Below are 13,093 nucleotides of genomic sequence, written 5' to 3'. Positions count from 1 at the left end.
CACCCATGTGGCCACGGTGCCTGGGGGTGTCGGCGTGGTGTGTACGCCTACGCCTACTCCTGCTTCTTGCGCCGCGTTCCGAACACGATCTCGTCCCAGCTGGGGACGGCCGCCCGACGACCCGGACGGACCCCGTCCGCCTCGGCCTGACGGTCCGTCGCACCGATGAGGCGATCGCGGTGGCTGGCGACCGTGCGCGGCATGAGCACGTCCGCGTACGCCGAACCGGCCGACGCCGAGGCCGCGGGCGCCGGGGGTTCCTCCGCCGGGGGCTCCTCGACGGGCTCCTCCTGCGGTTCCGCGGGTCGCTCGGGCACGACCATGTCACCGCGGAAGCTCGGCACCGCCTCCAGGAGGCTGGTGAGCGAGTCCCGTTCACCGGCGCTCTCCTCCGCGGGCTCGGGCGCCTGCGCGGGCAGCACGGGCCGGTCCGCCGGGCGGTCCAGGGCGCGGTCGAGACGGCCTTCGCGCGGCAGACGCGCGATCCGCGGCACGAACGGGTAGCTCGGCTCGGGCGCGGCCAGGTCGTCGGACTCCCCGATCAGCGAACGCGCCTCGTCGTCGACGGCCTGGACGAGTCGCCTGGGCGGGTCGTACGTCCAGCTCGCCGAGTGCACCTCGCCCGCGACCCGGTAGACGAGCAGGACCTCCCAGGTGCCGTCGTCGCGGCGCCAGGAGTCCCACTGGACGGTGTCCTTGTCGGCGCCGCGCAGCAACAGCCGTTCCTGGACGGCCTCGCCGAGCTGGGGGCCGGCGTTCTCCCCGGGCCTGCGCACAGGCGTCTTGCGGGCGCGCTCGGCCATGAAGGCGCGCTCGGCGAGGACCGGGCCCTCGAAGCGGCGCACGCGGTCGACGGGAATCCCGGCGAGCTGTGCGACCTCTTCGGCGGACGCGCCGGCCCGTATGCGGGCCTGGATGTCTCGGGGGCGGAGATGGCTCTCCACCTCGATCTCGATCTGGCCGAGGCGGGGACGGTCGCCGCGCACGGCGGCGCGGAGCCGTTCGTCGATCGGAAGCGTGTACTCCGTGCTGTCCGCAGCCTTCAGCACCAGCCGTGTGCCGTCATTGGAGACGGCCACGACACGCAGTTCGGGCATGGGGACCTCCCGGGTGGTGCCTGCCGACGTCACGTGCGTCGCTGCTTCCGCTAGTCGAGTGTGGCCTGCCCGGGTGCAGCCTGCCACAACCTTGCCGAGTTGCCCGGCGTGTCGGGCAGGAGCCCGGGGTCGCCGTTATGGCACGGTTACCTGTTCGCAACGCTAAGTGACCAACTCCGTCACCCTGTGCAACTAGCCCCCTCCCGGCGGTCGAGCAAGGCCCCGGACGCCCTGGCGGGAGACCGGACCCAGGGCTCGCAACAGTACTCCATTCGGGCCACCTACGTGGATCGGCACGCCGCCCAACTTCTGGCACGCCGCGCGAGTTGGCCGTCCGATGCGCCGTTTTCGTGTCCCCCAAACGTGGCGCACCTCACCCAACCACCCGAAACGGAACCAATGGTGAGGGTCGTGCGTCCTCCTCTCGCGCGGGCGGACGGTCGCCTACGGGCGGTCGGGTGCCCCTGTGGGGCGGCCCGGGGGCGGGCCGGAAGGGTGAATGCCGGCGCGGACGTGGAATCCGGGGCGTGGACGGCGGGCGTTACGACGGGATCTGAGCGTCCGTTACGAGCCCAGCACCCGCCGGAGGTAGTCGTTTCCGAAGCGCCGGTCCGGGTCGAGCCGGTCCCGCACGGCCGTGAACTCGCCGAAGCGCGGATAGACCCCGGCGAGGTACTCCGCGTCGCGCGTGTGGACCTTGCCCCAGTGCGGCCGTCCCCCGTGCGCCGTGAAGATCCGTTCGGCGGCGGTGAAGTATGCCTGATATGGCGTACCGCGGAACATGTGTACGGCGATGTACGCACTGTCCCGTCCGGACGCGGTGGACAGGGTGATGTCGTCGGCCGGGGCGGTGCGGACCTCGACCGGGAAGCTGACGCGCAGGTTCGACCGGTCGACCATGGCCTTCAGTTCGCGCAGCGTGTCCACGAGGGCCGCGCGCGGGACGGCGTACTCCATCTCCACGAACCGCACCCGCCGGGGGGAGGTGAAGACCTTGTAGGGGAGGTCGGTGTAGGTGCGCGCGGACAGGGCGCGGCTGGAGATCCGGGCGATAGCCGGGATGGCGGCGGGAGCGGCGCGGCCGACCCAGTTGGCCGCCTGGAAGACGCCGTTGGAGAGGAACTCGTCCTCGAACCAGCCGCTCAGCCGCCCGACCGGCTGCTCGGGGCCGGCGCTGCGGTTGTTGCGCTTGGTGTTGGTGTTCCCGGTGTGCGGGAACCAGTAGAACTCGAAGTGCTCGTTCTCGGCCCACAGTTCGTCGAACTCGGCAAGGACCCGCTCCAGAGGCATCGGCTCCTCGCGGGCCGTGAGCAGGAAGACCGGCTCCACCGCGAAAGTGATCGCGGTGATGATCCCCAGGGCGCCGATGCCGATGCGGGCCGCCGCGAAGACCTCCGGGTTCTCCTTCTCGGAGCAGGTGAGCACCGAGCCGTCCGCCGTGACCAGTTCGAGTCCCCTGATCTGGGCGGCGATCGAGCCGGACTCGCGGCCGGTGCCGTGCGTGCCGGTGCTGGTGGCGCCGGAGACGGTCTGCTCCATGATGTCGCCCATGTTCGTGAGCGACAGCCCTTCGCGCGCGAGGGCCGCGTTGAGTCTCTTGAGCGGGGTGCCCGCCTCGACGGTGACCGTGCCGGCCGTACGGTCGATCGCGCGTATGCCCGCCAGCAGTTGAGGACGTATCAGCACCCCGTCGGTGGCCGCGGCGGCCGTGAAGGAGTGCCCGGTGCCGACGGCCTTCACCTTGAGTCCGTCCTCGGCCGCCCTGCGTACGGCGTCGGAGAGTTCCTCGACCGAGGCGGGGGTGATCTCCCGCAGGGGTCGGGCGGTGATGTTCCCCGCCCAGTTACGCCACGTGCCGCTCTTCCCGCTCACTGTGGTGCTCATGGGACCCTCCCCGCTGCGGAACCGGCCTGCTGAGCCGGCGATACCCGAGGAAACCGACCGCGACCGCGACGGCCCCGGACACGGCCGGAACCCCGTACCCGGCCCTCGCGCCGGCCGCGTCGATCACCCAGCCGGCCATGGAGGAACCGATCGCGACCCCGACCGCGAGCCCGGTGGACACCCAGGTCATTCCCTCGGTCAGATGCGCGCGTGGTACGTGCCGTTCGATGAGGGCCATCGTCGTGATCATGGTGGGTGCGATGGTCAGGCCCGCAACGAACAGCGCCACGGCCAGAAACGGCAAGTTTCCGACCAGTAGGAGGGGGATCATACTCACGGCCATGGCACATATGCCCAGCAGCCATCTGCGTTCCGGGGCGCCCGTGAAGCGCAGCAGCCCGAAGACCAGGCCGGCGACGCAGGAGCCCGCCGCGTAGAGCGCCAGGACGACGCTGGCGGCCGCCTTGTGGCCCTGCTCGTCGGCGAAGGCGACGGTCACCACGTCGACCGCCCCGAAGATCGTTCCCGTGGCCACGAACGTGGCGACCAGGACCTGGAGTCCCGGTGAGCGCAGCGCGCTGCCCCCGGAGCGGTCGTCGCGCGCGTGCGGCTCGGGTTCGGTGGCGCGCTGTGCGGTGAGCCAGAGGACGCCGATCGCGAGGAAGCACGCTGCGAGGAGGGGGCCGGCCTCCGGGAACCAACTCGTGGACAGGCCGATGGAGATGATCGGCCCGAAGATGAAGCACACCTCGTCGACCACCGACTCGAAGGAGTAGGCGGTGTGCAGGTGCGGGGTGCCCCGGTACAGGGCCGCCCAGCGGGCCCGGACCATCGCGCCGAGGCTGGGCACCGCGCCGATGCCCGCGGCGCATGCGAAGAGCACCCAGTCCGGCCAGGCGAGGTGGGCGGCCAGGAGCAGTCCCGTGGCCGCGGTCAGCGCGACGAGCGTCGCCGGGCGCAGCACCCGGCGTTGCCCGTGCCGGTCGACCAGGCGCGAGATCTGGGGGCCGACGACGGCGGCGGACAGCGCGATGGTGGCCGAGAGGCCGCCCGCGAGCCCATAGCGTCCGGTGAGCTGGGAGACCATCGTGACCACGCCGATGCCCATCATCGACAGCGGCATCCGGCCGAGGAAGCCGGCGGCGGAGAAGCCCTTGGAGCCGGGAGCGGTGAACAGGGCGCGGTAAGGGCTGGGCACGGAGTCTCCGATGCGTCCGGTAAGGCGTGAAAAGGAGGCATGTACCTTACGAGTTAGGCAACCCTAACGTATTTGCCGTGCGATGTCCGCACCAGTGTTCGGACATGGCTGAGCGGCGCGACCGCCGGTGAAGCATCGTCGGTACGGGCGGGTGGCGGAAGCGCTGTCGGTGGTGAGTGGCAGGATCGTAGACATGCCCGACGCACTAGATGCCAGCCCGTACGACGCCCTTTTGCTCCTCTCGTTCGGCGGCCCGGAGGGTCCGGACGACGTCGTCCCGTTCCTGGAGAACGTGACGCGGGGCCGGGGCATCCCCAAGGAGCGCCTGAAGGAAGTGGGGCAGCACTACTTCCTCTTCGGCGGGGTCAGCCCCATCAACGGCCAGAACCGCGCCCTCCTGGACGCCCTCCGCAAGGACTTCGCCGGCCACGGCCTCGACCTGCCCGTCTACTGGGGCAACCGCAACTGGGCGCCCTATGTGACCGACACCCTGCGCGAGATGGTCACGGACGGTCACCGCCGCATCCTGGTCCTCGCGACCAGCGCCTACGCCTCCTACTCGGGCTGCCGTCAGTACCGCGAGGACCTCGCCGGTGCCCTGGCCGCACTGGAGGCCGAGGGCCTTCAGCTGCCGAAGATCGACAAGCTGCGGCACTACTTCAACCACCCGGGTTTCGTGGAGCCGATGACCGAGGGCGTCCTGGCGTCTCTGGCCGACCTCCCCGAGGACGTCCGGTCCGGCGCCCACATCGCCTTCACCACCCACTCCATCCCGACCACGGCGGCCGACACCTCCGGACCGGCCGAGGGGCACGGGGACGGCGGGGCCTATGTGCGGCAGCACCTGGACGTGGCGCGGCTGATCGCGGACGCCGTGCGCGAGCGGACCGGTGTGGACCACCCCTGGCGGCTCGTCTACCAGTCACGCTCGGGCGCGCCGCACATCCCCTGGCTGGAGCCGGACATCTGCGACCACCTGGAGGAGCTGCACGGCGCCGGGGCCCCGGCCGTCGTGATGGCGCCGATCGGGTTCGTCTCGGACCACATGGAGGTCCTGTACGACCTGGACACGGAGGCCGAGGCGAAGGCCGAGGAGCTGGGCCTGCCGGTGCGCCGCTCGGCCACCGTCGGGGCCGATCCGCGGTTCGCCGCCGCCGTACGCGACCTGGTCGTCGAGCGCGCCGCGACCGAGCGCGGGCAGCAGGTGACCCCGTGCGCCCTCGGGGCGCTGGGCCCGAGCCACAACCTCTGCCCGGTGGGCTGCTGCCCGGCCCGCACCCCCAAGCCCGCCGCTGCTGGCGCCGACAGCCCGTACGTGTGAGGAGCACCGTGACCGACCAGGCAGAGCCGTCCGAACGTCTGAAGGCCGAACTGCTGGAACTCGCGCTGGAGGCGGCGACCCGGGCGGGGACCTTCCTGCGGGAGGGGCGCCCCGACGACCTCGGGGTGGCCGCCACCAAGTCCAGCGCCATCGATGTCGTCACCGAGATGGACATCGCCGCCGAGAAGCTGATCACCGGGCTGCTCACCGACCGCCGGCCCGACGACGGCCTGCTCGGCGAGGAGGGGGCCAGCGTCGAGAGCCGTAGCGGCGTCGAATGGGTGATCGACCCGATCGACGGCACGGTGAACTACCTCTACGGGCTGCCGAGCTGGGCGATCTCCATCGCGGCCCGCAAGGACGGGCAGACCCTCGTCGGGGTGGTCCACGCGCCCATGCGCGAGGAGATCTTCCGGGCGGTCCAGGGCGGAGGCGCGTTCCTGAACGATCGCCCCGCGCGCGTGCGCCCCGCGCCCGAGCTGGGGCTCGCCCTGGTGAGCACCGGCTTCGGCTATCTCGCCGAGCGCAAGGCCGGGCAGGCCGAGGTGGCGCGGCGGCTGATCCCCGAGGTGCGGGACATCCGCCGGGGCGGCTCCGCCGCGATCGACCTGTGCGATGTGGCGGCGGGACGCCTGGACGCGTACTACGAACGAGGGCTGAACCCCTGGGACTACGCGGCGGGCGACCTGATCGCCCGGGAGGCGGGCGCCCTGACCGGCGGCCGCCCCGGGGAGCCGGTCTCCCCGGCCCTGACGATCGCGGCCCCGCCGGGCCTGTTCGAACGGCTTCAGACGAGGCTGGACGAACTGGGGGCGTGGCACGACTGACCGGAACGGTCCTCCGGCTCGTTCGGCCGGAGGGGTGAGTGCGCCTGAGGGCGGCACGGGTCGGCCGGACCTCGGGACGAGCGCGCGCGACAGCGCCACGGGTCCCGCGCCCCGGCGCCTACGTGAAACAGGGCCCCGGCCTGGATCTGCCGGGGCCCCGCTTCGAGCGAGCTGATCAGACGCGTGTCGCGCCGACTTCCACACCGTGCTCGGCGGCAAGGCGGTGCAGGTCGTCGAGCTCCGACTGTTCGACGTCCGCGAGGAAGTCGTCGCCGGTTTCACGGGCACGCGTCAGGTCGGACTCGGTCGCCCGTATGCGCTGCAGAAGTCCTGCGGTGAATGCGTCCATGCTGCGCCCCCTCGTCCTGGGTCGTGGGTCGGTGGCACGGGGGTGTGCCATTGGGAAGGGGCGATCACGTCTTCTGGGTGCCCAGCGCTGCCCTGGCTGGGCGGCGACGGTGCCGGACACCCGCGCCCGCTCTACGGGAAGTGGTGAGCAGCCGACCACATGTGGTGTGCCACATGCAGAGCGTGATCGCGGGGTGTAAAGCCGTCCTCCCCCGACGTTCTTCGTCGGAAACCTCAACCGCACGAGAAAATTTCGCATTCCCGCGCGCCGCGACCGTCGTCCGGGCCCCTCCCACCCGCCTTACAGCCGGTTTACGGCCGAAAAGGGCAGGATGGAGGTCACACCCACGACAGACCCGCCCGCGGGCTGCCCGCATCCGGGCGCCGCGGGTGGACACAGGAAGGACAAGCGACGTGCGCGTACTCGTCGTCGAGGACGAGCAACTGCTCGCCGATGCGGTGGCCACCGGACTGCGCCGGGAGGCCATGGCCGTCGACGTCGTGTACGACGGTGCGGCCGCCCTGGAGCGCATCGGCGTCAACGACTACGACGTGGTCGTCCTCGACCGTGACCTTCCGCTTGTGCACGGCGACGACGTCTGCCGAAAGATCGTCGAGCTGGGGATGCCCACCCGCGTCCTGATGCTCACCGCTTCGGGCGATGTCAGCGACCGCGTCGAGGGCCTGGAGATCGGCGCGGACGACTATCTGCCCAAGCCGTTCGCGTTCAGCGAGCTGATCGCCCGCGTGCGGGCCCTCGGCCGGCGTACGAGCGTGCCGCTGCCGCCCGTTCTGGAGCGCGCAGGGATCAAGCTCGACCCCAACCGCCGCGAGGTCTTCCGCGAGGGCAGGGAGGTCCAGCTCGCGCCCAAGGAGTTCGCCGTCCTGGAGGTGCTCATGCGCAGTGAGGGCGCCGTCGTCTCGGCCGAGCAGCTCCTGGAGAAGGCCTGGGACGAGAACACGGACCCGTTCACCAATGTGGTGCGTGTGACCGTCATGACCCTGCGTCGCAAGCTGGGCGAGCCCCCGGTCATCGTCACCGTGCCCGGCTCCGGATACCGGATCTGATCGCCGTGGCCACGACACCCGCGCCACCCACGGCACCGCCCAAGCCCACCTGGGACCCCCGTCGGCCGGAACCCCCCTTCCCCTGGCTGCGCCCGACCATCCGGATAAGGCTCACGCTGCTGTACGGCGGCATGTTCCTGATCGCCGGCATCCTGCTGCTGTCGATCATCTACCTGTTTGCGGCGCATGCGCTGAACGTGGGCAGCGATCTGCCGTTCAAGATCCTCTCGGGGCAGGTCGCGAGCGACACCTGCAACTTCCCGTCCCACCCGTCGGCGCCCGAGCTCAACGACGCCATGAACGCCTGCGTGAACGAACAACGCCAGCAGGCCCTGAACAACCTGCTCAGCCGCTCCCTGCTGGCCCTCCTCGGCCTCGCCGTGATCGCCTTCGCCTTCGGCTACGCGATGGCGGGCCGGGTGCTGTCGCCGCTCGGGCGGATCACCCGCACGGCCCGTGCGGTGGCCGGCTCGGACCTGTCCCGGCGGATCGAGCTGGACGGCCCGGACGACGAGCTGAAGGAGCTGGCGGACACCTTCGACGACATGCTGGAGCGGCTCCAGCGGGCCTTCACGGCCCAGCAGCGCTTCGTCGGCAACGCCTCGCACGAGCTGCGCACCCCGCTCGCGATCAACCGCACGCTCCTGGAGGTCCACCTGTCCGACCCCGGGGCGCCCATGGAGCTGCAGCAGCTCGGCAAGACACTGCTCGCCACCAACGAGCGCAGTGAGCAGCTCGTGGAGGGGCTGCTGCTGCTCGCCCGCAGCGACAACCAGATCGTCGAGCGCAAGCCCGTCGATCTGGCCGAGGTGGCCTCGCAGGCCGTCGACCAGGTGCACGCCGAGGCGGAGGCCAAGGGCGTGGAGATCCGCGGCGACCGTGCTCCCGCGGTCGTCCGGGGCAACGGGGTGCTGCTGGAGCGGATCGCCCTGAACCTCGTCCAGAACGCGGTGCGCTACAACGTCCCGGAGGGCGGCTGGGTGGAGGTGACCACCCAGGCTCAGCACGGGCAGGCGGTCCTGGTGGTCACGAACACCGGTCCGGTCGTCCCCGCGTACGAGATCGACAATCTGTTTGAGCCGTTCACCCGGCTGCGGACGGAGCGCACGGGCAGCGACAAGGGCGTCGGCCTCGGTCTGTCCATCGCCCGGTCCGTGGCGCGCGCTCATGGCGGCCATATCACCGCCCAGCCCCGTGAAGGGGGTGGCCTCGTGATGCGCGTCACGCTGCCGGTCTGAGATCATGTCCCCGAGCGCTGCTCGCTGTTCGCTTTGAGCGGAATTTTCGGGCATCTGATCCGGGGGGCCTGTGTGTGATCGATCACAAGGGTTTCTTTCCGGCCATCTACTCTCCGTGAGTCCCTGGCTCCCGTAAAGCCGGGAAAATCCGGGTTTTCCGGGGGCTTGATCACGGGAAGTACCCGATGAGGTGGCTTTGAAGTGCGGCCCCGGGACCGTGTACGGTCCGCTTCGCCATCCAACCCGATCACTCGTGAGGAGTTCGGTTGGGTGTCGATTGAGTAACAGACCTTGATGTGAGGCAAAATCTCCGCCTCGAGGCGGGCACAAGTCCGGCCTCTCACGCGTTACGTGCGCTGGAGACACCCGCAGACACCCAGAGGGGGAGAGCGAAATGGCAACGGATTACGACACCCCACGCAAGACCGACGACGACGTGGATTCCGACAGCCTTGAAGAGCTGAAGGCCCGGAGGAACGACAAGTCCGCGTCGGCCGTCGACGTCGATGAGTTCGAGGCCGCCGAAGGCCTGGAGCTCCCGGGCGCCGATCTCTCGAACGAGGAGTTGGCCGTCCGTGTGCTCCCCAAGCAGCAGGACGAGTTCACCTGCATGAGCTGCTTCCTGGTGCACCACCGCAGCCAGCTGGCCCGGGAGAAGAACGGTCAGCCGATCTGCCGCGACTGCGACTGAGCCGGGGTCGGCCGTGAACGGCTCGACCCCTCCTTGGAAGCGCCGCTTCCCGCGCCGGGGAGCGGACCTTGAGCCGCTCGACGGCTCTGACGGCGTGCGCGACGACGAGCGGGGCTCTTCCACCGAGGGAGCAGCCTCGCTCGAACCGGCGCACGCTTCGGCGCCCCCCCAGGGGGCCGAGGCGCCGGCCGGTCCGCCGGCACCGGTCGCGCGCCGCCGTGCGGCCGCGGTCCGGGCCGGCATCCAGGAAGGCGTCCGCAAGGGCGGCAGCCGGGCCAGAGCGGGCCTGGCGTATCTCGCCGACCGGATCATCGACTTGGCCCCGCGGGTCCCCGTAAGGGACCTTCAGGCCCTTCGTGCGCAGTTCCCCGGGCTCGGGCCCGAGGCGCTGGCCGACAAGCTCGTGGCAGGCGCGTCGAAGGCGACGGCCACCGTAGGGGCCGGGGTGGGCGCCGCCGCGATGCTGCCGGTGCCGCCGGCCATGCCGACCGAACTGGCCGCGGAGATCACCGGGGTCGCGGCGATCGAACTGAAACTGATCGCCGAACTGCACGAGGTCTACGGCGTACGACCGCAGGGGCCCCTCACGCAGCGCAGCACCGCGTATCTGAGGTCCTGGTCCGGCGAGCGCGGGATCGAGGTGACCAAGCCGTCGACGATAGACGCGGCTCTGGGCGGCCAGATGAAGCGGGAACTGCGGCAGCAGATCATGAAGCGCGTGGTCCGCGACCTGCCGAACCTGATGCCGTTCATGGTCGGGGCCGCGGTCGGAGCGGTCATGAACCGACGGGACACCCGACGCCTCGCGGCACGGATCCGCAGAGATCTGCGACGCCGGCAGGTGCCCTGGGAGGCGCTGCCGCAACTGCCGCCTCTGGAGGAACCGAAGAGACCCCTGGAGCTCGACACCTGACCGCCGGCGACCGGCCGGGTCCGGTGGGTCGGCGCGCCCCTACGCCTGCGCCCGGGCCGCCTTGAGCGCCGCCGTGAGCCGCTCCGGCTCCCGCGTCGACAGATAGAGATACGGCGTCGGGTCGGCCGGGTCCGTGACCTCGACCTTCAGAGCCGTCGGAATGTACGCCCGCAGCAGCATGAAGGCGCGCGTGTCCGCCTTGTACGTGCGCCAGGCGCGCGCCTCCTCCCTGTCCAGCGTCTCCGAGTCGCCGAGCGCCGACAGCGGGATCCTGGCCTCGCCCGCCAGGAGCGAGTCCCCCACCACGCGGATCCGGACGGAGCCGTAGGAGCTGACCACCACGGCCGAGACCGCGGTACCGCCGACGAGTCCGCCGAGCAGCGGGAGCGTGCCGAAGGGAAGCAGGACGAGAGCCAGGGCGACACCGACCAGGAGGCACATCAGCCACCAGGAGCGGGGCGCGGTGAGGCGTTCTTCGTACGGCGACGCGGAAAGCTGCATGAGGCCAAGCTTGGCATGGTGTCCGGGAGGCGTTCACGCGCGGGTAAGGTCTGCCGCTGTGAGTGGTACTTCCGCAGCTCTGACGCCCCCCGCCGACGCCGTGGCGCCCGTGCGGCACCCCGCCGCGCCCGCTCCGGGAGAGCTGCTCGGCGCGCACTACGGGCAGTGCTTCGGATGCGGGGGAGACCAGCCCCACGGACTGCACCTCCAGGCGCGGGCGGGTGAGGGCGTGTCCCTGACCGCCGAGTTCACCGTCCGCCCCGCCCACCAGGGGGCACCGGGCCTCGCCCACGGCGGGGTGCTCGCCACCGCCCTCGACGAGACCCTCGGCTCACTGAACTGGCTGCTGCGCACCATCGCGGTGACCGGACGGCTGGAGACCGACTTCGTACGGCCGGTTCCCGTGGGCACCGTGCTGTATCTGGAGGCCGAGGTGACGGCCGTGGCCGGACGGAAGATCTACTCGAGGGCCACCGGCCGGGTCGGCGGCTCCGACGGACCCGTCGCCGTCCGTGCCGAGGCCCTCTTCATCGAGGTCAAGGTCGACCATTTCATCGACAACGGCCGCCCGAGGGAGATCCAGGCGGCCATGAACGACCCGGACCAGCTCCGGCGCACACGAGCCTTCGAGGTGAACCCGTGACCCGTGACCCCGTGAACGTGCTGATCCGGCGCGTCGACCCCGACGTACCCCTCCCGGCGTACGCGCACCCCGGTGACGCAGGGGCCGATCTGCGCACCACCGAGAGCTGCGAACTCGGACCCGGCGAACGTGCCGTTCTGCCCACAGGTGTGTCTGTCGCGCTCCCTGAGGGGTACGCGGCCTTCGTGCATCCGCGTTCGGGTCTCGCCGCGCGCTGCGGTGTCGCCCTTGTGAATGCCCCGGGGACGGTTGATGCCGGGTACCGTGGGGAGATCAAGGTGATCGTGGTGAATCTCGACCCGCGCGAGCCCGTGCGGTTCGAGCGCTTCGACCGGATTGCCCAACTGGTCGTACAGCAGGTCGAGAAGGTCCGCTTCGAGGAGGTCGCGGAGCTTCCCGGCTCTACGCGGGCCGAGGGGGGCTTCGGGTCCACCGGCGGTCATGCCGCCGTGGGCGGGGCAACGGGTGGGAATCGATACGCTTCGGTCGTATCCGACCGGGAAGGACAGTGACGTGTTCGGACGTCGCAACAAGAAGGGTGCCGCCGAGGATGCGGCCGGCGAGGCCGAGCAGGTCGTCGACGGTGTCGACACCGAGGCGGAGGAAGAAGTCGAGCGTGAGCGCGTGAGGCTGGAGCCGGAGCCGCGCCCCGACGGCCCCTGGGACGACTCCGAGGTCCGCGACCCCGGCGAGGGCCGGGTGGACCTGGGCGGTCTGTTGGTGCCCGGGGTCGAGGGCATGGAGCTGCGGGTCGAGGTCGCGGGCGACGCGATCGTCGCGGCGACCGTCGTGCTGCGGGACAGCGCCGTCCAGCTGCAGGCCTTCGCCGCGCCCAAGCGCGAGGGCATCTGGGGTGAGGTCCGCGAGGAGATCGCCAGCGGTATCACCCAGCAGGGCGGCATCGTCGACGAGGTCGAGGGGCCGCTCGGCTGGGAGCTGCGCGCCCAGGTGCCGGTGCAGCTGCCGGACGGCACGAGCGGTTTCCAGGTCGTGCGGTTCATCGGCGTGGACGGTCCGCGCTGGTTCCTGCGGGGCGTGATCTCCGGTCAGGGAGCGGTGCAGCCGCAGGCCGCGGGGCTGCTGGAGCAGATCTTCCGGGACACCGTCGTGGTGCGGGGCGAGGGCCCGATGGCGCCGCGCGACCCGATCGTCCTGAAGCTGCCGAACGACGCGCAGATGGTGCCCGAGGGTGTGCAGCAGGAGGAGGCCGGCTCGCGCTTCTCCGGCGGCATGGGTCAGCTGCAGCGCGGGCCGGAGATCACCGAGGTCCGCTGACCGCTCGGCGGACAGGACTGTGCGAGGCCGTATCCCCTGGGGGTACGGCCTCTGTCGTACCCGAATCCAGGACCCCGCGGAGGTATCAG

At 71.0% G+C, this 13,093-nt stretch carries 14 protein-coding genes; 9 read left to right on the top strand and 5 right to left on the bottom strand.

Annotation, left to right across the window (positions count from 1 at the left end):
* Positions 1-53: 53 nt before the first annotated feature.
* The 3 genes from sepH to AB0L95_RS03175 all read right to left on the bottom strand — a co-directional run bounded on the left by sepH (position 54) and on the right by AB0L95_RS03175 (position 4,179).
* Positions 54-1,097 carry a septation protein SepH gene (gene sepH / locus AB0L95_RS03185; protein ID WP_365155969.1) on the bottom strand — a complete coding sequence of 348 codons (1,044 nt, stop codon included), beginning with the start codon at positions 1,095-1,097 and terminating at the stop codon, positions 54-56.
* A 564-nt stretch (positions 1,098-1,661) separates the two neighbouring features.
* Positions 1,662-2,981, bottom strand: coding sequence for a D-arabinono-1,4-lactone oxidase (locus tag AB0L95_RS03180; protein ID WP_365155966.1), 1,320 nt, complete (start codon positions 2,979-2,981; stop codon positions 1,662-1,664).
* Positions 2,941-4,179: an MFS transporter gene (locus AB0L95_RS03175; protein WP_365155963.1), complete on the bottom strand. Its 1,239-nt coding sequence runs from the start codon at positions 4,177-4,179 to the stop codon at positions 2,941-2,943. The genes AB0L95_RS03180 and AB0L95_RS03175 overlap by 41 nt, the downstream gene beginning before the upstream one ends.
* 193 nt (positions 4,180-4,372) lie before the next feature.
* Here AB0L95_RS03175 and AB0L95_RS03170 point away from each other — a divergent pair, with 193 nt between their 5' ends.
* Together AB0L95_RS03170 and AB0L95_RS03165 are read left to right on the top strand one after the other, a co-directional pair.
* The gene (locus tag AB0L95_RS03170) at positions 4,373-5,500 is read left to right on the top strand and encodes a ferrochelatase (RefSeq protein ID WP_365155961.1); all 1,128 of its coding nucleotides are present in this window, start codon (positions 4,373-4,375) and stop codon (positions 5,498-5,500) included.
* A gap of 8 nt (positions 5,501-5,508) precedes the next feature.
* Positions 5,509-6,327, top strand: coding sequence for an inositol monophosphatase family protein (locus AB0L95_RS03165; RefSeq protein ID WP_365155958.1), 819 nt, complete (start codon positions 5,509-5,511; stop codon positions 6,325-6,327).
* 175 nt (positions 6,328-6,502) lie between these two features.
* Here AB0L95_RS03165 and AB0L95_RS03160 read toward each other — a convergent pair whose 3' ends face one another.
* On the bottom strand, positions 6,503-6,676 hold the full coding sequence (locus AB0L95_RS03160) for a hypothetical protein (RefSeq protein WP_234513720.1): 174 nt from the start codon (positions 6,674-6,676) through the stop codon (positions 6,503-6,505).
* A gap of 413 nt (positions 6,677-7,089) precedes the next feature.
* Here AB0L95_RS03160 and AB0L95_RS03155 point away from each other — a divergent pair, with 413 nt between their 5' ends.
* The 4 genes from AB0L95_RS03155 to AB0L95_RS03140 all read left to right on the top strand — a co-directional run bounded on the left by AB0L95_RS03155 (position 7,090) and on the right by AB0L95_RS03140 (position 10,585).
* Positions 7,090-7,743, top strand: a complete 654-nt coding sequence (locus AB0L95_RS03155; protein WP_071369401.1) for a response regulator transcription factor — start codon at positions 7,090-7,092, stop codon at positions 7,741-7,743.
* A gap of 5 nt (positions 7,744-7,748) precedes the next feature.
* Positions 7,749-8,981: a HAMP domain-containing sensor histidine kinase gene (locus tag AB0L95_RS03150; protein WP_365155954.1), complete on the top strand. Its 1,233-nt coding sequence runs from the start codon at positions 7,749-7,751 to the stop codon at positions 8,979-8,981.
* 394 nt (positions 8,982-9,375) lie between these two features.
* Positions 9,376-9,672: a DUF4193 domain-containing protein gene (locus AB0L95_RS03145; protein ID WP_003993510.1), complete on the top strand. Its 297-nt coding sequence runs from the start codon at positions 9,376-9,378 to the stop codon at positions 9,670-9,672.
* A 13-nt stretch (positions 9,673-9,685) separates the two neighbouring features.
* Positions 9,686-10,585 (top strand): hypothetical protein, encoded by a 900-nt coding sequence (locus tag AB0L95_RS03140; RefSeq protein WP_365155951.1) that lies wholly within the window; start codon positions 9,686-9,688, stop codon positions 10,583-10,585.
* A 39-nt stretch (positions 10,586-10,624) separates the two neighbouring features.
* On the opposite strand, the gene AB0L95_RS03135 is transcribed toward AB0L95_RS03140, so the two are convergent.
* Positions 10,625-11,086 (bottom strand): DUF3093 domain-containing protein, encoded by a 462-nt coding sequence (locus AB0L95_RS03135; RefSeq protein ID WP_365155949.1) that lies wholly within the window; start codon positions 11,084-11,086, stop codon positions 10,625-10,627.
* A 58-nt stretch (positions 11,087-11,144) separates the two neighbouring features.
* Between AB0L95_RS03135 and AB0L95_RS03130 the strand changes: the two genes are divergently transcribed.
* From AB0L95_RS03130 to AB0L95_RS03120, 3 genes are read left to right on the top strand one after another with little or no spacing between them, the layout of a single operon-like run.
* Complete coding sequence (locus AB0L95_RS03130) at positions 11,145-11,729, top strand: PaaI family thioesterase (protein WP_365155946.1); 585 nt, start codon at positions 11,145-11,147, stop codon at positions 11,727-11,729.
* Positions 11,726-12,241 (top strand): dUTP diphosphatase, encoded by a 516-nt coding sequence (gene dut / locus AB0L95_RS03125; RefSeq protein ID WP_365155943.1) that lies wholly within the window; start codon positions 11,726-11,728, stop codon positions 12,239-12,241. The genes AB0L95_RS03130 and dut overlap by 4 nt, the downstream gene beginning before the upstream one ends.
* Before the next feature lies 1 nt (position 12,242).
* Positions 12,243-13,004 carry a DUF3710 domain-containing protein gene (locus AB0L95_RS03120; protein ID WP_365155940.1) on the top strand — a complete coding sequence of 254 codons (762 nt, stop codon included), beginning with the start codon at positions 12,243-12,245 and terminating at the stop codon, positions 13,002-13,004.
* Positions 13,005-13,093 lie beyond the last annotated feature (89 nt).

Origin of the sequence: Streptomyces sp. NPDC052036 (assembly GCF_040680495.1) — a bacterium.
GTDB lineage: Bacteria > Actinomycetota > Actinomycetes > Streptomycetales > Streptomycetaceae > Streptomyces.
The sequence above is the reverse complement of the archived record's forward strand: the minus strand, read 5'-3'. Positions and strand labels throughout refer to the sequence as shown.